General features: G+C 73.7%; 16 protein-coding genes and 1 pseudogene. 9 read left to right on the top strand and 8 right to left on the bottom strand.

The window, feature by feature from the left end; genetic code table 11:
* Positions 1 to 95: 95 nt before the first annotated feature.
* Positions 96 to 899, top strand: a pseudogene (locus tag AB0K09_RS15340) (transketolase C-terminal domain-containing protein); the annotation flags it as partial.
* Between the two features lie 33 nt (positions 900 to 932).
* Here AB0K09_RS15340 and AB0K09_RS15335 read toward each other — a convergent pair.
* A complete protein-coding gene (locus AB0K09_RS15335) occupies positions 933 to 2,468 on the bottom strand; it encodes a DHA2 family efflux MFS transporter permease subunit (RefSeq protein WP_366065840.1) in 1,536 nt (511 codons plus the stop codon).
* 150 nt (positions 2,469 to 2,618) lie between these two features.
* Between AB0K09_RS15335 and AB0K09_RS15330 the strand changes: the two genes are divergently transcribed.
* The gene (locus AB0K09_RS15330; RefSeq protein WP_366065839.1) at positions 2,619 to 3,632 is read left to right on the top strand and encodes an AsnC family transcriptional regulator; all 1,014 of its coding nucleotides are present in this window, start codon (positions 2,619 to 2,621) and stop codon (positions 3,630 to 3,632) included.
* On the opposite strand, the gene AB0K09_RS15325 is transcribed toward AB0K09_RS15330, so the two are convergent.
* Entirely contained in the window at positions 3,617 to 4,075 is a 459-nt protein-coding gene (locus AB0K09_RS15325) for a DUF6314 family protein (protein WP_366065838.1), read from the bottom strand. The two genes, AB0K09_RS15330 and AB0K09_RS15325, sit on opposite strands and share 16 nt — an antisense overlap.
* A 95-nt stretch (positions 4,076 to 4,170) precedes the next feature.
* On the opposite strand from AB0K09_RS15325, the gene AB0K09_RS15320 reads away from it, so the two are divergent.
* The 3 genes from AB0K09_RS15320 (at position 4,171) to AB0K09_RS15310 (ending at position 6,838) form a co-directional block, all read left to right on the top strand.
* Positions 4,171 to 4,776 carry a hypothetical protein gene (locus AB0K09_RS15320; RefSeq protein ID WP_366065837.1) on the top strand — a complete coding sequence of 202 codons (606 nt, stop codon included), beginning with the start codon at positions 4,171 to 4,173 and terminating at the stop codon, positions 4,774 to 4,776.
* A 46-nt stretch (positions 4,777 to 4,822) separates the two neighbouring features.
* Positions 4,823 to 5,467, top strand: a complete 645-nt coding sequence (locus AB0K09_RS15315; RefSeq protein WP_366065836.1) for an HAD-IA family hydrolase — start codon at positions 4,823 to 4,825, stop codon at positions 5,465 to 5,467.
* 174 nt (positions 5,468 to 5,641) lie between these two features.
* Entirely contained in the window at positions 5,642 to 6,838 is a 1,197-nt protein-coding gene (locus AB0K09_RS15310; protein WP_366065835.1) for a DUF4185 domain-containing protein, read from the top strand.
* A 41-nt stretch (positions 6,839 to 6,879) separates the two neighbouring features.
* On the opposite strand, the gene AB0K09_RS15305 is transcribed toward AB0K09_RS15310, so the two are convergent.
* The gene (locus AB0K09_RS15305) at positions 6,880 to 7,539 is read right to left on the bottom strand and encodes a DJ-1/PfpI family protein (protein WP_366065834.1); all 660 of its coding nucleotides are present in this window, start codon (positions 7,537 to 7,539) and stop codon (positions 6,880 to 6,882) included.
* 155 nt (positions 7,540 to 7,694) lie between these two features.
* On the opposite strand from AB0K09_RS15305, the gene AB0K09_RS15300 reads away from it, so the two are divergent.
* Positions 7,695 to 8,675: a helix-turn-helix domain-containing protein gene (locus tag AB0K09_RS15300; protein ID WP_366065833.1), complete on the top strand. Its 981-nt coding sequence runs from the start codon at positions 7,695 to 7,697 to the stop codon at positions 8,673 to 8,675.
* A gap of 18 nt (positions 8,676 to 8,693) precedes the next feature.
* Here AB0K09_RS15300 and AB0K09_RS15295 read toward each other — a convergent pair whose 3' ends face one another.
* A complete protein-coding gene (locus AB0K09_RS15295; protein WP_366065832.1) occupies positions 8,694 to 9,383 on the bottom strand; it encodes a helix-turn-helix domain-containing protein in 690 nt (229 codons plus the stop codon).
* Between the two features lie 157 nt (positions 9,384 to 9,540).
* Here AB0K09_RS15295 and AB0K09_RS15290 point away from each other — a divergent pair, with 157 nt between their 5' ends.
* The 3 genes from AB0K09_RS15290 to AB0K09_RS15280 all read left to right on the top strand — a co-directional run bounded on the left by AB0K09_RS15290 (position 9,541) and on the right by AB0K09_RS15280 (position 12,700).
* Positions 9,541 to 10,734 carry a cytochrome P450 gene (locus tag AB0K09_RS15290; protein ID WP_366065841.1) on the top strand — a complete coding sequence of 398 codons (1,194 nt, stop codon included), beginning with the start codon at positions 9,541 to 9,543 and terminating at the stop codon, positions 10,732 to 10,734.
* A 134-nt stretch (positions 10,735 to 10,868) separates the two neighbouring features.
* Positions 10,869 to 11,795 carry a pseudouridine-5'-phosphate glycosidase gene (locus AB0K09_RS15285; protein WP_366065831.1) on the top strand — a complete coding sequence of 309 codons (927 nt, stop codon included), beginning with the start codon at positions 10,869 to 10,871 and terminating at the stop codon, positions 11,793 to 11,795.
* Entirely contained in the window at positions 11,792 to 12,700 is a 909-nt protein-coding gene (locus AB0K09_RS15280; protein ID WP_366065830.1) for a PfkB family carbohydrate kinase, read from the top strand. The genes AB0K09_RS15285 and AB0K09_RS15280 overlap by 4 nt, the downstream gene beginning before the upstream one ends.
* A 27-nt stretch (positions 12,701 to 12,727) precedes the next feature.
* Here AB0K09_RS15280 and AB0K09_RS15275 read toward each other — a convergent pair whose 3' ends face one another.
* The 4 genes from AB0K09_RS15275 to AB0K09_RS15260 form a co-directional block, all read right to left on the bottom strand.
* Entirely contained in the window at positions 12,728 to 13,189 is a 462-nt protein-coding gene (locus AB0K09_RS15275; RefSeq protein WP_366065829.1) for a hypothetical protein, read from the bottom strand.
* A 199-nt stretch (positions 13,190 to 13,388) separates the two neighbouring features.
* Positions 13,389 to 15,284, bottom strand: a complete 1,896-nt coding sequence (locus AB0K09_RS15270; RefSeq protein WP_366065828.1) for an ABC transporter ATP-binding protein — start codon at positions 15,282 to 15,284, stop codon at positions 13,389 to 13,391.
* 97 nt (positions 15,285 to 15,381) lie between these two features.
* The gene (locus AB0K09_RS15265; RefSeq protein ID WP_366065827.1) at positions 15,382 to 16,608 is read right to left on the bottom strand and encodes a cytochrome P450; all 1,227 of its coding nucleotides are present in this window, start codon (positions 16,606 to 16,608) and stop codon (positions 15,382 to 15,384) included.
* A gap of 17 nt (positions 16,609 to 16,625) precedes the next feature.
* A partial coding sequence (locus tag AB0K09_RS15260; RefSeq protein WP_366065826.1) for an FAD/NAD(P)-binding oxidoreductase occupies positions 16,626 to 17,653 on the bottom strand: 1,028 nt, incomplete at its 5' end.

Below are 17,653 nucleotides of genomic sequence, written 5' to 3'. Positions count from 1 at the left end.
CCCGAGGAGGTCGGCGGCCTCTTCCAGCGTGATGCCCGGGCTGCCGGTGGCCCTCTGCCGAGCGTACGTCACGGGCAGGGGCAGGTCGTTCTCCCCACCCCGAGCGCCATTTCCAGACCTACATCGCCGAACAGCAGATGATCGCGACCGCCGTCGGCATGGCCGTGCGCGGCTACCGCCCCTACGCCACCACGTTCGCGGCCTTCCTCAGCCGCGCCCACGACTTCATCCGCATGGCGTCGGTCTCGCAGATCACCATGGCACTGTGCGGCACCCACTGCGGCGTCGAGATCGGCGCCGACGGCCCGTCCCAGATGGGTCTGGAGGACCTGGCCATGATGCGGGCCGTCCACGGCTCCACCGTGCTGTACCCCGCCGACGCCACCTGCGCCGCGGCCCTGACCGCCGCCATGGCCGACCTGCCCGGCATCTCCTACCTGCGCACCACGCGGGGCGCCTACCCGGTGCTGTACGCCTCCGGGGAGTCCTTCCCGGTCGGCGGCTCCAAGACCCTGCGCTCCGGTGACGGCGACGCCGTCACCCTGATCGGTGCGGGCGTCACGCTGCACGAATGCCTCGCCGCCGCCGAGGAGCTGGCCGACGACGGCATCGCCGCTCGCGTCATCGACCTGTATTCCGTCAAGCCCGTCGATGCCGCGACGCTCGCTCGGGCCGCGCGGGAGACCGGCGCGCTGGTCGTCGCCGAGGACCACCACCCCGAGGGGGGCCTCGGCGAGGCCGTCGCCTCCGCCCTCGTCAGTGAGGGGCTCGCCCCGGCGTTCACCCACCTCGCGGTCACGAACCTGCCCGGTTCGGGTACGTCGGCCGAGCTCCTCGACGAAGCGGGCATCTCCCGCGGCCACATCGCGCGGGCCGCCCGCGCGCTGGTCGGGCGGTAGCGCTCACCGCCCGGCGCCCGGCACCGGCGACGCTCAGCGCGCCGCCGCGCCCGTACCGGGTGCCACCGCCTCGCGGGCTGCGGGGCGGGCGGCCGCCACGGGCGCGGGTGCCGTGAAGGGGCGGACGAACAGCAGGGCCACCAGCCCGCCGAGGAGTCCGAGCGTCCCGGAGACGAGGAAGGTCTCGCGCAGTCCGGTGGCGAAGGCCTCCTGGGCCAGCTGCCGGCCGGCCGCGCCCGCCGCGGCGAGCACGGTGGCGGCCTGGCCTCCCGCGAGGGCGTCCGCCGCGGCGGCCGGGTCGGGCACGGCCGGTCCGTGGAGCGCGTCGGCCAGCCCGGCGTGGAAGACCACGCCCAGGAGCGCGATGCCCAGGGCGTTGCCGAGCTGGCGGGCGGTGTTGACCGCGCCGCTCGCCATGCCGGCGCGTTCCGGCGCGACGCAGGCCATCGCGGTCGACGCGAGCACGGGCGTGGCCAGGCCCACGCCGAGCCCGGTCACGGTCATGCCCGGGACCAGCACCGTCCAGTCCGATCCGGATCCCACGGTGGCCTGGAGGAGCGCGCCGGCCCCGATGAGCAGCATGCCCGACCCGATCGTCCAGCGCGGCGCGACGCCCTGCAGGAAGCGGCCCGCGAGCGAGGCGACGACGAACGCCGCCGCGCTCATGGGCACGCACGCCGCACCGGCGGCCACCGGCCCCATGCCCTTGACCGACTGCAGCCACAGGGAGACGTAGGCGAGGTAGGAGAAGGCGGCGACGGACAGCAGCACCGCGACGGCCATCAGCCCCGAGAAGGCCCCGCGCCGGAAGAGGGCGAGGTCGACGAGCGGATGCTCGCGGCGCCGCTCGACGGCCACGAAGACGGCCAGCGCGACGCCGGAGGCGGCGAACAGGCCCAGGGTCGGGGCCGAGGACCAGCCGTAGTCGCCGCCCTTGATCATGGCGTAGGTGACGCCGCCTGCGGCGACGGTGAAGGCCGCCGTGCCCGGCAGGTCCACTCCACGGGAGCGTGCACCGGGCAGTACGGGGACGAAGCGGAGGGTCATCACGATGGCGAGCACGCTGATGGGCAGGTTCACAAAGAAGATCCAGCGCCAGTCGAGGTGCTCCGTCAGTACGCCGCCCAGGATCGGGCCGGCCGCCGACGCGGCGCCGCTGACCGCTCCCCAGACACCGAAGGCCACGCCCCGGTCCCGCCCGTGGTAGATCCGGCCGATCAGGGCGGTGGTCGTCGCGAGCATCGCGGCGCCGCCGACGCCCTGCACCGCCCGGAAGGCGATCAGCGCCTGGGGACCGGTCGCCAGGGCGCAGGCCAGCGAGGCGAGCGCGAACAGGGCCAGCCCGCTTCCGTAGACGCGGCGGTGACCGAGCCGGTCGGCCACCGCGCCGGCGCCGAGCAGCAGGGCGGCGAGCGCCAGTGCGTAGACGTCCATCACCCACTGCACGTCCGCGAAGGAGGTGTGCAGGCTCTTCGCCATGCCGGGCAGTGCCACGACGACGATCGTGACGTCCACCAGCAGCATGAACGTCCCCAGGCACACCGCGGCGAGCGGCAGCCACTTACGCATGACCGAAACCTCCATGTTTCGTGTTTCCTGTGCTTGTTTTTGCGGGTTTCCGCGATTTCCTTCGCGTTTCCGGGCTCGAACCTCGCACGGTGCGACCGGTTCCCAGAACCCAAGGCACTCTTTGCAGCGGAATCCGACATCATGGAGTCCATGGCAACGGATTCCACTGATCATGAATTGTTCGATCTGCTCGACCGGCAGCTGGTGCACGCGCTGATGGTCGACGGGCGCGCCGCCTTCAGCCGCATCGCCACGGTCCTGGGGACCACCGACCAGACGGTCATCCGCCGGTACCGGCGGCTGCGGGGGGCCGGGCTGGTGCGGGTGCTCGGGCTGCCCGTCGGTGACCGGGTGGGACTGTTCGAGTCCCGGCTGCGCATCCAGTGCGCCCCCGGCGCGGCCGTGGGTATCGCCGAGGCGCTGGCCCGCCGTCCGGACACCGGCTGGGTCAAGATCTTCGCGGGTGGCACGGAGGTGGGCTGCCTGGTCGCCTCACGCACCCGCGAGGACCACGAGGCGCTGCTGCTGCGCAAGCTGCCGCGCACCCTCCAGGTCACCGGGGTCTCCGCGCAGAGCATGCTGCACCGCTATACCGCCGGTTCCGTCCGCTGGCTGGGCGAGAGGACACTCACGGAGCAGCAGATCCGGGCGCTGACGCCGCCTCCGGCGGAGGCCGGGGCCGAGGCCGGCGTCGTCGGCCTCGATGCCCAGGACCACGCCGTGCTGGGCGTGCTGTCGCGCGACGGGCGGGCCTCCTACCCCGAACTCGCCCGGGCGGCGGGCCGCTCGGAGTCCACGGTCCGGCGCCGGCTGGAGCAGTTGCGCCGGCTCGGTGCCCTCATCTTCGAGGTCGAGGTCCTCCCCCGGCACGTGGGCTATCAGACCGAGGCCGCGCTGCACGCCACGGTCGATCCCGGCGACCTGGCCGAGACCGGCCGGGCGCTGGCCCACCACCCGCAGGTCGCCTTCGCGGCGGCGACGACGGGGTCCGCCAATCTGGCGGCGACGGTGCTCTGCCGCGACGAACGCGACCTCTACCGGTACATGACCGAGGGGATCGGCGGCCTGCGGGCCGTGCGCCGGCTGGAGGTCCTTCCGGTGCTGCGGCACGTCAAACGGGCGGGTCTGCTCAGCGACGGTCACCGCCTCTACGACGCGGCGTGACGGGTCCCGGACGCGCGGCGGTAGACCGACTGCTGCAGGTGGTCCTTGGCCGGGCCGACGGTGCGCCAGCGCACCCGCCACTCGTGGGGCGAGACGACGGTGAACACGCCCTCGTAGCGGTCGCGGCCGCAGGGGTGGTGCACGGCCCAGCGGCCGGAACGCAGATCGAGGTCGTGGAAGGGGCGGCCGTCGGCGAACGTCACCTCGGCCGTGCCGTCCGGCCGCGGCAGCAGCCGCAGGGTGCGGCCGGCCCGGTTGGCCGTGGCGGCCCAGACCAGTTCGCCGTCCTCGACGAGGAGCGCGCGGGCGCCGTCGTCGGACGGCTGGATGTCGGCCGTTCCGAGGAATCGCCCCGTGGCCCCGGTCGACAGGTCTTCGAGGGCACGGGTGACAGTCCACCGTCCGGCCAGATACGCCAGGGTGTCGGGGACCGGATGACTCATGGCCCCCACACTACCCACCGGCCGCCCGGCCGGACGCGGGGCCCGAGCGGTGACGGGGGCGGTGCGGCCGGGTGGTGTCATGGCAGAGTCACCCCATGCCGACCTCGACACCTGGACGCCTCGGGCATCGCGCCGCGACGGCTGTTCTCCTGGGTACCGCCATATTCCTGACCGCGTGCGGCACGGAGCACGCCACGGGCTCGGCGGCCGGCGCCGCCCCGAGCCCGTCCGCGAGTTCCGTCCCGACGGCTTCCCCCGCCTCCCCCTACGTGGAGCCCGGAGCCGGTGACGGTGCCCCGCACTACCGCGAGAACAACGGCTTCCGCATCGAGGGCGAGATGTCCCCGGCCGACGCCAAGGACGCGAAGAAGGAGGCCGACCGCATCGAGCCCGTCATCAAGCGGCTCTGGGAGGAGAAGAAGTGGGACCCGGCGAGCGTGCGCGCGGCGCTGCTCGGGCTCGGCTACGAGGAGGAGCGGCACGGGCCCAAGGGCGAACGGCTCGGCGGGACGCTCACCGTGCGGGAGCTGGACTCGCGCTGGGAGACCGACCACTACGTCAGGCCCGAGGGCGCCGAGGTCGCCCTGCGCGTCCACGAGGACGCCTGCGTCACGGCGTTCGTGCAGAAGACGAACTACCAGGTGACGACCAACGGCCTGTACCCGGAGGGCGGCTGTTTCCAGCCGGCCGCCGGCCACTGAGTACGAGGCGGAAGGCGCCGGATCGGGCTCGAGTACGCTGCCGCGCGTGCGTTTTTCCCTGGATGCCGTGCTCTTCGACAGCGACGAGACACTGATCCACTCCGTGCGGACCGTCGTCCCGGCGTGGACCGAGTGGGTCACCTCGTACGGCCTGACCCCCGAGGACGTCCTCCGCGTCGGGGTCCACGGCCGGCCGGCGGCCGCGATCGTGGGTGACCTCCTGCCCGCCGACCGGGTCGCGGAGGCGCTTCGGCGCCTCGAGGACGCCGAGGTCGCCGCGGCGGGCGGCGTCACGCCCGTGCCCGGCGCCGTCGAGGTGCTGGCCGCGCTGCCCGCGGACCGCTGGGCCGTCGTGACCTCCGGCACCCGGCGGGTCGCCGCGGCGCGCCTCGCCCGGGCGGGCATCGACCCGAAGTGCCTGATCACCGCGGAGGACACCACCCGCCACAAGCCCCACCCGGCTCCCTTCCTGCTGGCCGCCGAGCGTCTCGGCGTGGATCCCGCCCGCTGCCTGGTCGTCGAGGACGCGCCCGTCGGCCTCGACGCCGCCCGGGCGGCCGGCATGGCGACCCTCGCCCTGACCACGACCCACTCCGAGCAGGATCTGAAGGCGGACGCCGTGACGGGCGACCTCACCGCCGTCACCGTCCGCTTCGACGAGTCCACCGGCCTGGCGGTCACCGTCGGCTGACCGCCTCGTCCGGGCGGCGGCGATAGGCCGGCTCCTGGTCCGGTCCAAGACGGCCGTTCCGGCCGATGTGCGCAAGGTTTCGGACGTGGCGTTCCCTCGTCCGACCGTCCCGTCCGGCACGTCTCTACCGTGCGGCACGGGAGTGAGCAGGCGGATACGCGTGGAGGCGGTCGGATGTTCGGTTCATCGCAGCCGGGGCGACGTGGTCCGGTCGTCGGCCGGCGGGGCGTGCTCAAGGCGGGAGCGGGGCTCGCTCTGGGCGGCGCGGGGCTGATCGGCGCGCCGGCCGCCGCGGCGGCCGCGTTCCAGAGCGGTACGCCGCTGTGCGACCAGCCCGGGGACTCGGCGAGCCGTCAGGGGCTCGGCTCCGGTGATCTCGGCATTCCGTACTACCGGGAGCACGACGGCACGTGGGGCTACGTGTTCGGTGACTCCTGGGCGCAGATGCAGCAGAACGATCCGTATCTGGGGTCCCCGGTGATGCTCTGCCAGGACCGGTTCGACGCGTCCGGCGGCGCACCGGTCTCGTTCACCTGGGCGATGCCCACCGGCGGGCAGGCGAACCAGTTGTTCGACTACCGGCACAGCGACGACAACGGCTTCGGCTTCGAGGTCAGCCGGATTCCGAACGACTGCATCGAGTTCGGCGGACGCACTTACCTCCAGTACACGTCCGTGGCCTCCTGGGAGAAGGAGAAGGTGCCGGAGGGGCACGACGGTTCGCTGATGTCGGGGGTCGCCTTCTCCGACGACCACGGCGTGACCTGGAACGACTACCCCTACCACTGGGCCGGTGACGCGCAGGGGGTGAACCAGTCCATGTACGGCATGTGGTCGTTCGCGGGCATCGATCCCGACGGCTGGCTGTACATCTTCTCGAAGCGATGGAACGGAAGCCACTGGAACCCGGGCGACGGCGGCGCGATCCAGCTGTTCCGCATCCAGCCGGGCGATTTCCGTGACGGGAACTTCGGTGCCCAGCAGAACTGGGCGTTCGTCGACGGCGCCTGGCGGTGGACCACGTCGGCACCGCCGTCCGCCATTCTGACCGGGAACAACATCGGGGAGTTCTCCGTCAAGCGCATCGGCGACAGGTACTGCATGAGCTACTTCGACGTCACCGACTACGCGATCTGCACCCGGACCGCGCCCCGTCCGGACGCGGTGTGGACCGCGCCCAAGGTGCAGATCGTCGGTGACAACCGGCCGCCCCACCACTGGGGCAGGCCGCAGGTCCCGTTCCTCTACGGCGGCTACATCCACCCCGGCAGCGCGGGCGCGAACTCCCTGACGCTGATGGTGTCGCAGTGGAACGGGAGGATGCACGAGCCGCCCTACTGGGTGCTGCAGTTCGACGGCATCAATCCTTAGGGCACGTGCCGCCGGTCGGCGCCGGCGCGTCCGGCGCCGGGTCAGGCGCTGAGCACGGGGGCAGGACCGCGGGACGACCAGACGGTGCCGCGGCGCTCGTGGGCGAAGACCTTCTCCACCGCGTGGGCGATCCGGGGGCCCGTCTCGCGCTCGATGAGGTGCAGGGCGACGTCCAGGCCGGAGGTGACGGCGCCGCCGGTGACGAGGTCGCCGTCGTCGACGACGCGGGCGTCCACGACGTTCACGCCCGTGGCGGCGAGGGCGTCCGCGCTCAGATGGTGGGTGGCGGCGGGCCGCCCCTCGACGAGTCCCGCCATGCCGAGGATCAACGAGCCTCCGCAGACGGTCGCGACCAGGGTGTCGTCGCGCCGTAGCGCCTGCTCGGCCAGGCGCGGCAGGTCGGTCGTCAGAGCGCGGCGGAGGATCGCCGGGATGGTGCGATCCCGTTCCTCCTCGGGGTCGCGCAGGTCGCCGACGGCGCCGGGGATGACGATGACGTCGGCCCGTTCGGGGTCGAGACGGGCGGTGGCCCGCAGGCTCACGGACGGAATGCCCGCGGGGACGTCCCGGGGGCCTTCCGCGGAGACGAGTTCCGCCCGGACGGCGCCGCCGGTGAGCATGCCCGCGCAGTGGAAGACCTCGTAGGGGGCGATGACGTCCAGGGGATCGAATCCGTCGAACAGGATGAATTGGGCGAGCATGGGGGGCCTCTCTCTGCTGTGTTTCTCGCGCTCGGCGTCCCTCGCGCTCTCGACTGCGCCCACGCTAGGCGGCGGTTCCGGGCGGTCCCACGGGCTGGAATGACAACCTTCGACGGATTCTCGCCAAGGGCGCCGGGCCGGTTAGGGTGCACCGCATGCATACGGTGGCGGTTCTGGCGCTGGACGACGTCGTCCCGTTCGACATGGCCACGCCGCTCGAGGTCTTCGGGCGCACCCGGCTGCCGGACGGGAGCCGGCCCTACCGGGTGCGGGTCTGTTCACCTTCCCCCGAGGTGACCTGCGAGGCGTTCACACTGCGCGCGGCGTGGGGGCTGGAGGGGCTCTCGGGCGCGGACACGGTCATCGTTCCGGGCTGCGCGGAGGAGGCGGCGGCGCCGCCGGAGGAGGTGCTCGCCGCGCTGCGGGCCGCGGCGGCGGCCGGGGCGCGCATCGCCTCGCTGTGCACCGGCGCCTTCGTCCTGGCGGCGAGCGGCCTGCTGGACGGGCTGGGCGCGACCACTCACTGGCTCGCCGCCGAGGAGCTGGCGGGGCGGTTCCCACGGGTCGAGGTGCGGCCCGGCGTGCTCTACGTGGACAACGGACAGATCCTCACCTCGGCCGGCGCGGCGGCGAGTCTGGATCTGTGCCTGCACATGGTCCGCCGTGACTTCGGGTCGGCGGTGGCTGCCGAGACGGCACGGGTGGCGGTGATGCCGCTGGAACGCGAGGGCGGACAGGCCCAGTTCATCGTCCACCGGCAGCCGCCCGTCCCCCGGGGTTCGCTGCTCCAGCCGCTGCTGGAGTGGGTCGAGGAGAATCTCGCCCATGATCTGACGCTGGACGTCATGGCCGCCCGGACCGGCATGAGCAGCCGCACCTTCAGCCGCCGCTTCCGCGAGCAGACGGGCACTACTCCCCTGCAGTGGCTGCTGCGGGCGCGGGTGCGGCGTGCGCAGTACCTGCTGGAGCACACGTCCCATCCGGTCGAACGGGTCGCGCGACAGGTGGGGTTCGGCTCGCCGACCGCCTTCCGGGACCGCTTCCGCCGCGTCGTGGGCACCAGCCCGCAGGCGTACCGGGCCGCTTTCCGCGGGCGTGTGCCGGCGGAGCCGCTTCTCACGCGCCCGGAGGTGTGAGCGCGGCGCGGCGGCGGGCTACTCCTGGCCGGCCAGGGCGCCGAGCGCGGCGGCGAGCTGGGCCGGGGTGAGCGGTGCGGCCGGCAGAGGGGCGGCCGCCTCGGCGCGCAGGCCGCCGAGGAGCAGGTGCAGCTGGCGCCGCCAGGCGTCGGGCGCGACGGTCACGACGGCGGGCACGACGCGGCCGAGCGCGGCCAGCGCGAGGAGCAGGTCCTCGGTGGTGACGTCGCCGCGCACGGTGCCCTGCTCGCGGGCGCGGCCGAGCAGCAGCGAGATCGTCTCGTGGTGGTGGGCCTTGAGGGCATCGAGGGAGGGGATGTCCGGGATGCCGGTGGTCATCAGGTCGTTGGTGCCCCGGTCCGCGGCCAGGGTCGCGAAGATGTGCTCCAGGTAGCGGACGAGGCCGTCCCAGGGGTCGTCGGCGTCACGGGCCTCGGCGCCGCGGCGCAGCGTGCCGGTCAGCATGTCGCCGAAGACCGCCTCGATGAGCGCGCCCCGGGTGGGGAAGCGCCGGTAGAGGGTGGCGTTGCCCACGCCGGCCCGGCGTGCGATGTCGTCGAGCGGGGCGCCCAGCCCCTGCTCGGCGAACGACGCGCGGGCGGCGGCGATGAGGAGTTCGCGGTTGCGCCGGGCGTCCCGGCGCAGGGGTGCCCCCTGGTTGCCGGAGCCGCGGGTCGCGCCCCGTCCGGTGTCGTCGACGTTCACCATCTCCCCGGGCTCCCTTCGCGGTTGTCGTTGCCGGCGTCGTCGTCCGCACCCTAGCAGTCAAGCGTGGACCACTCCCCGGTTAGCTGCTACGGTCCAACAAAACGGGGAGCACTCCCCGGTTTTTGGACGACGAAGGGACGGCACACCCGTGAGCACGATGCCCGATCTGCAGGCCCTGGCCCCGGACGGCGTGGACTTCGCCGCCGACCCCTATCCCGTCTACGCCCGGCTGCGCGAGAAGGGCCCGGTGCACCGGGTACCGACCGAGGGCGCCGGCGACGTGTGGGTGGTCGTCGGGTACGACGCGGTGCGGGCCGCGCTGACCGATCCCCGGCTGAGCAATGACGTGCGCCACTCGTCCCGTTGGGCCTCCGACGGCGGGCACGCCATCGGACGCAACATGCTGCAGACCGATCCGCCCGTCCACACGCGGCTGCGCGGCGTCGTGGCGCGGGAGTTCACGGCCCGCCGCGTGGAAGCGCTCAGACCGCGCGTCGAACAGGTCACCGCCGGGCTTCTCGACGCCGTCGCCCCGCTCGGCCGGGCCGACCTCGTCGCCTCCCTCGCGCTGCCGCTGCCCGTGGCCGTCATCGGGGAGCTCCTGGGCGTGCCGGAGGCGGACCACGGGGACTTCCACGACTGGTCGCACCGGATGGTCTTCGCCCCTTCCGCGGCCTCCGCCGCCGAGGCGGCCGGGGCGATGACCGCGTATCTCACCGAGCTGCTCCGGGCCAAGCGGCACGCGCCCGGCCCGGACCTGCTCAGCGCGCTGGTCCGGGCCGAGGACGCCACGGGCCGGCCGCTTCCCGCGGACGAACTGCTCGGGATGGCCTTCGTGCTGCTCGTCGCCGGCCACGAGACCACGGTCAATCTGCTCGCCAACGGGACGTACGCCCTGCTCACGCACCCGGAACAGCTGGCCGCGCTGCGCGCGGACCGGTCGCTGCTCGCCGGGGCGATCGAGGAGATGCTGCGGTACGAGGGGCCGGTGACCTCTGCCGCCTACCGCTGGACCGCGGAGCCGCTGGAGATCGGCGGCGTGACCGTCCCGGCCGGTGAGGCCGTCCTGGTCATCCTGGGTTCGGCCTCCCGCGACCCGGGCCGATTCCCGGAGCCGGACCGCTTCGACATCCGCCGGCGCCCGGCCGGTGGCGGGCATCTGGCGTTCGGTCACGGCGTCCATCACTGCCTGGGCGCGCCGCTCGCCCGGCTGGAGGCCGAGGTCGCCTTCTCGGCGCTCCTCGACCGCTTCCCGGACCTCGCCCTGGACGCCGGTCCGGCGGACCCGCTGTGGCGGCCCGGACTGATCCGGGGGCTGTCCCGGCTGCCGGTGCGCTTCGGGGTCGCGTGACGACGCCGGCACCTGCCACCGGAACGCGCCCTTTCGCGGTGCGGAGGCTTCGGGCACCGCGGGGCGGGGAACGGCTCTGGACGCCGGGTGTCCGGTGAGCAGCACCGTTCATGGCGGGGTGGAAGGGGCCGGCGATGACGAAGGTGGCGGGCGAGCGACTGCCGGGCGTATCGGACGAGGTGCGACGGGCGTTGGACCGTGGCCGGCCGGTCGTCGCCCTGGAGTCGACGATCATCGCGCACGGGCTGCCGCGGCCGGGGAACCTCGATGTGGCGCGGGAGCTGGAGGAGCTGGTGCGGGACGGCGGTGCCGTTCCCGCGACGGTCGCGGTGCTCGACGGGCGGCCCCGCATCGGGCTCGACGAGGCGCAGTTGGCGCGCGTGGCGGGCGGGGACGACATCCGCAAGCTGGGGCACCGCGATCTGGCGCCGGCCGTGGCGACGGGGGCGAGCGGCGCGACGACGGTGTCGGCGACCGCCTTCCTGGCGGCGCGGGCCGGCATCCGCGTCTTCGCGACGGGGGGCCTGGGCGGGGTGCATCGCGGGTGGACGCGGACCCAGGACGAGTCGGCGGACCTGCGGCTGCTGGCCGGGGTGCGGATCGCGGTGGTGTGCGCGGGGGTGAAGTCGGTCCTGGACGTGCCGGCGACGCTGCAACGGCTGGAGACGCTGGGCGTCGGGGTGCTGGGATTCCGGACGAGGGAGTTCCCGGGCTTCTACTGCCGGGGTTCCGGTGAGCCCGTCGACTGGACGGCCGATTCGGCGGCCGAGGTGGCCGACGTGCTGCGCGCCCAGGACGTGCTCGGCGGACCGCCCTCGGGGCTGATCGTCGCGAACCCCGTGCCGGCGGACCAGCAGCTGGATCCCGCCCTGCACGACCGGGTGCTGGCCGACGCGCTGGCCGCGTGCGAGCGCGAGAAGGTGACCGGCCAGGCGGTCACCCCCTTCCTCCTCGACCACCTCGTCCGGCACACGCACGGCGCGTCGTTGGAGGCCAACCTGGCGGCGGTGCGGAACAACGTACGGCTGGCGGCGCGCATCGCGGTCGCGTACGCCTCATGACCGGTCCCGCGGGCCGGGCCCTGCTCGTCGTCGGCGACGTGGTCACCGATGTCGTCGCCCGCCATCGCACCCCGCTCGTCCCCGCGACCGACACGGCGGCCCGCATCGCCACGCTGCCGGGCGGCGCGGGCGCGAACGTGGCCTGCTGGGCCGCCCACACGGGGGCCCGGGACGTGCGCCTGCTCGCCCGGGTGGGGGCGGATGCGGCGGAGGGGCACGAACGCGCGCTGCGCGCGGCCGACGTGCGCCCGCATCTGGTCGTCGACCCCGATGCCGCCACCGGCACCGTCGTCTGTCTGGTCGGCGCGGACGGCGAACGGACGTTCCTCACCGACAGCGGGGCGGTGCTGCGCCTGTCGGCCGCCGACTGGCGTGCCGGGCTCCTGTCGGGAGCCGGCCATCTGCACGTGTCCGGCTATCTCTTCTTCGCCGGCGCCAGCCGTGCGGCGGCCCGGCTGGCGATGGAGGCGGCCCGCGCGCGCTCGGTGCCGGTGAGCGTCGATCCGGCCTCGGCGGGCTTCATCGCCCGCTTCGGGGTGGACCGCTTCCTCGCAGCCGTCGCGGGGGCGGACGTCCTGCTGCCGAGCCACGACGAGGCCGCGCTGCTCACCGGACTGCCGGAGCCGGCCGACGCGGCGGCCAAGCTCAGCCGGCTCTTCCCGCTCGTCGTCGCCACGCAGGGCCGGGGCGGCGCGCTGGTGGCCTCCTCCGGGAAGCTCGTCGCGCGGGTGCCGGCCGAGCCGGTCACCGCCGTGGACACCACCGGGGCGGGCGACGCCTTCACCGGGGCGTTCCTCGTCGGCCGCCTGGCCGGCGCCGACGCGGTGGAGGCCGCCCGGCGGGGCTGCCGCGCCGGCGCGGAGGCGGTCACGCTCGTCGGCGGGCGGCCCCGCCGCCCCGCGTGAACCGGACGCGCCGGCGCGGCAGGACGCTCAGCCGGTGGTGCGGACCACCTTGGCCACCTCGCACTTGACGCCGCTGGTGGAGGCGCCCGCCTTGGGCGTGTACGGGGCCATGACGTCGAGGGTGTCACCGCGGCCGGGCCGGACGAAGGGGAGGGAGGTGGTCTGGGTGCCCACGGAGGTGCCGTCGGCGGCCGTGAAGTTCACGGTGACCTCATAGCTGTAGGTCACCGTCGCATCGCCGTTGATGGCGCTCACCTTGGCCGCTATGCCCTTCTTGTCGACATATCCGCACTCGGAGATCTCGACGTCCTTCATGGCGTCACGACTGTCGTCGGCACGGGACGCGCCGCCGGCGGCGGGCTTCGCACTCGAGCCGGACGCCGAGTTCTGCCCTCCCGGATCGCCGCTGCAGCCGCTGACGCCCACACCGGTCAGGGCGGCGAGGGCGCAGGCGGACACGGCGGCGGTGCGGGCGCGATGGAGCTTCACTATGGCTTCTCTCGATCATGTCGCAGGGAGACGGCGCCATGGTTCGCGGCGCCGTCGGCGAGCCCGCGACACGCTAGGCAACACCCTCCCACCTGGCCATACCGTCGGTAACACTGTGACTGACTCGCGACCGAACAGAGCCCAAGTCCTGATCCCAGATGCCCGGAAACCGGGACGCCCGGCACATCCCGGCCGCCTGTCAGCGGTCCTGTTTGAGCTCGTGGAGCTCCTGGAAGAGACCGCCGGCGCGGGCGAGCTGGTCGAAGGTGCCCTGCTCGGTGATCCGGCCCTGTTCCATGACGATGATCCGGTCGGCGATCCTGGTGTTCTCGAGCTGGTGCGTGACGACGATCGTGATGCGGTCGCCGGCCATGTCCTTGAGGAGCTGGAAGACGCGGTGCTCCCCGCGGGCGTCCATCTCGGAGGTGGGCTCGTCCATGACGAGCACCGCGGGCCGGCGGTAGACCGCGCGGCCGCAGGCGATGCGCTGCCACTGGCCGCCGGAGAGGGTGACGCCTCCCCAGACCTCGCGAGCCAGCAGGGTGTCGAGACCCTCGGGGAGTTCCTCGACGGCCTCGCGCATGCCGACCGCCTCCAGGACGCCCCAGACCGCTTCGTCGTCCCAGGTGGTGGGCTGGCCGAGGGTGACGTTCTCCCGGCAGGGCAGGGGCCAGCAGGCGAAGAACTGTGGCACCAGGCCCGTCTGCTCCCACAGCGTGTCGGGGTCCGCGTGCTCCACGTTCACGCCGTCCCAGGTCACGGTGCCCTTGTGGGGCAGGTGCAGACCGGTGATGAGTTTGACGAGGGTGGACTTGCCCGAGCCGTTCTCCCCGACGATCGCGACGACCTCGCCCCGGCGGAGCGTGAGGGACAGTCCGTCGACGGCCGGGCGGGGTTTGTTCGGATAGCCGTAGGTGACGTCCTCCAGGCGGATCGTCTCCGGGCAGACCGGCGCCTTCAGCGGCCCGCGCGCGACGGCCAGCTCGGCAGTGGTGGTGTCCACGAAGCGCTTCCAGTCGCCCAGGAACAGCGTCGAGTGGAAGAGGGACGCGCAGTAGTGCACCACGTTCGTCAGGTTCGCCAGCGCCGTGCGCACCGCGACGACGGCGGTGGCCGAGACGGCCAGTGACACCTGGCCGGAGACGGTCAGCCACACGAGCGTCGCCCACGCCCCGCACAGGCACAGCCCGCCGGCGGCGGCCGCGAGGAGGTTGGCGTGCAGCTGCCGGCCGGCCGCCGACACGATCCGCTGGTCGATGCGCCGGCAGAGGGTGCCGTACCAGGACAGCAGATAGGCGCGCATGCTGTTGGCCCGCACCTCGTTCGCCAGGTTCGCGGTGGTGATGTGGTAGCGCATCATCCCCTTGAGGTTGCGGTTCGCGGCGTTCTCGTAGTGCGTGCGGTGCTCGATCTTGGCCTCGGCCACGGCCCCGGCACCCGAGGGCATCACCGCGAGGGCCAGGACGGGGAGCATCAGCGGGTGCAGGGCCGTGACCACGCTGAACGCCGCGAACAGCCGGATCATGGCCGCCATGAAGGCCTGCGCGTCGTAGAGCATGCGTTCGCAGCGCATGACCCCGGTCTCGGCGTGCTCGTGCTCCTCGGCGAAGGAGGCCCGGTTGAAGGCCTCCAGTTCCACGGACAGCATGGCCCGTACGAGGGCGGTGTCCGCGGCCGTCATCACCCGCGGCTTGAGCCGGGCCACCGCCCACGAGGCCAGCCCGTACGCGACACGGCCCGCGCCGGCGGCCGCGGCGACCACGGCCAGGGCGGGCAGGGCCTCCCGGACCCGCTCGGGGACCAGGCCGCCGCCGAGGATCGGCACCATCGCGCGCGCGGTGGCCGCGAGCACCACGCCGGCCGCCAGCCCGGACGCGAGCTGACAGCCGATCAGCACGAGGACGTCGCGCCGGTCGATGGCCCAGGCCATCTTCGCGATCTCCCGGAGCAGCGCCGGGATCTTCCTGCACAGCGCCGGGAACGAGGTGTCCTCGAACGCCGAGCGCAGTTCCGCCCGCTTCTGCCGGGGTTCCACCGGCTCGGGCATCGGCGGCCTGCCGGTGCGGGCCCGTTTGTCCCCCTGTGCACCCTCCATGACCGTCTCCCTCCCCTGGGTCAAGAGCGCCGAATTCAGGGCACCCAGTGCTCAACCGGGGAATCCCGGCAGAAGTCACGGGTCGCCGGAGATCGGTTCATCCGCCCAGCCCCACCGGCAGGTGCCGGGGTCCGCGGAGGATCGGGCTGCGCCGGTAAGGCGGGGGATCCTCCAGGAGGCGGGGGGCGTCCAGGCACGCCAGGAGGGTGTTCAGCGCGATCTGTGTCTCCAGCCGGGCCAGCGGTGCCCCGAAGCAGTTGTGGACGCCGCTGCCGAAGCCGAAATGGCGGTTGTCCTCGCGGGTGGGGAGGAAGCGGTCGGCGTCGGGGAAGCGCAGGGGGTCGCGGTTGCCGGAGGCGAGGACGAGGGTCAGCGCGGCGCCCCGGGGCACGGTGACGCCGCCGACCTCGATGTCGGCGAGCGGGGTGCGCGAGGGCAGCAGGTGGACGGGCGGTTCGTAGCGCAGCAGCTCCTCCACGGCGCCGGGCATCAGGGCCGGGTCGTCGCGCAGCAGCGCCAGCGCGCCGGGGTGGCGCAGCAGGGTGAGCATGCCGTTGGTGATGAGGTTGACGGTCGTCTCGTGCCCGGCGATGAGCAGCAGGACCCCGGTGGCCTTCAGTTCGGGCCCGGTCAGCCGTCCGTCCGGGCCCTCGTCGTGGACGAGGGCGGAGAGGAGGTCGTCGGAGGGGTGGCTGCGGCGGTCCTCGGCCAGGTCACCCAGGTAGTCGGCCATGGCGTCGCGGGCCTCGAAGGCGGCGCGGCGGCGCTGCGCGGGGTCGTCGTGGCCGGGGGTGACGTCGAGGCCGGCGATCACCGCGTTCGTCCAGGCGCGGATGCGCGGCACGTCCTGGCGGGGGACGCCGAGCAGCCGGCAGATGACAGTGACCGGCAGGGGGTAGGCGAAGTCGTCGACGAGGTCGGCCCGGTCCTTGTCGCGGAGGTCGTCGGCGAGTTCCCCGGCGATGCGGGCGATGTCGTCGTGCAGGTCGTCGATGCGGTGGGGCGAGTGGGGCGGGCCGAAGGGGCGCATGGCGATGCGGCGGAGCCGGTCGTGCTCGGGGTCGTCGACGCCGATGAAGGCGGGCGGCAGCTTGCTCTCGCGCAGGGCCTGGAGCACGGCCTCGTCCGGTTCCGCGCGGTTGCGGAAGTCGGAGCTGACGCGCGGGTCGTGGAGCAGGGCCGCGATCTCGTCGTACGTGCCCACCAGGTAGCTGCCGTCCTCCTGCCGTGCCACGCCGTGCTCGCGGAGTTCGGCGTAGAGCGGGTAGGGGTCGGGGCGGTTCTCGTAGGCGGTGATCCGCTGGAAGAGGGTTTCGGTGGACATGGACGCCGCTCCTCGCATCAGGGCTGTTCGTCGCGTACGAGGGTGAGCCGCCGGTCCGGCACGTGGCCGGTGAGGGCGACGGTGGGGCCGTGGGAGAGCACCTTGGGGTCCGGTACGTCGGAGGGCACGGGCTCGGCGGCGGGGGGCGCGTCGGCCGCGCCGGGGCCGGGCGGGAAGGGGGCCGCCGTCTCGATCAGGCGCAGGTAGTGCTCCAGCCACTTGGCCCGGTTGACGCTGACTGCGGCGGTGACGCGGCCCCGGTAGCCGTAGACGGCGACGAGGCGGCCCTCCTCCGGTGAGCCCTGGGCGACGACCACCCGGTCGGAGAAGGTGGGCACGCCCACGGACTTGATGTTCATGCCGAACTGGCTGGACCAGAAGGCGGGCACGGCCAGGTGCGGGCGCCGGTCCGGGGCGGGGCTGACCATGTTGTGGGCCGCGATCTCCGCCTGGGCGAGGGCGTTGCCCCAGTGTTCGAGGGACAGCATCTGGTATTCGAAGAGGGGGTGCGGGAAGCGGGCGACGTCGCCGGCGACGAAGACGTCGTCGGTGACGATGCCGTACATGTCGAAGGCGCGGCACCCGGCGTCGCAGGCCACGCCGCGCGGTCCGGCGGCCAGGCCGGAGCCGGCCAGCCATTCGGTGTTGCGGACCGCGCCGAGCGCGACCACGGCGACGTCGGCGTCGATCCGGCCGCCGTCGGAGAACTCGGCCCCGACGAGCCGGCCGCCGCTGCCCACCAGCCGGGTGACGGTCACTCCGCAGCGCAGGTCGACGCCGTGCGCGCGCTGGAGTTTCGCCGCGTACGCGCCGAGTGTGCCGCCGAGTGCCCCGACGAGGGGTGCCGGCCCGCGTTCGGCGACCGTCACCGGCAGGCCGCGTTCCCGGCAGGCGGAGGCGATCTCCGATCCGAGGAACCCGGCGCCGATCACGAGCACCCGGCCGGGCGTCGCGTCGAGGAGTCCTGCGAGGCGGGCCGTCTCGTCGCTGGTGCGGAGGGTCAGCACGCCTTCCAGGCGGGCCTCTTCGGGGTGGGGCCAGGGGC

Source organism: Streptomyces sp. NPDC049577 (assembly GCF_040675635.1).
Classification (GTDB): domain Bacteria; phylum Actinomycetota; class Actinomycetes; order Streptomycetales; family Streptomycetaceae; genus Streptomyces.
The sequence above is the reverse complement of the archived record's forward strand: the minus strand, read 5'-3'. Positions and strand labels throughout refer to the sequence as shown.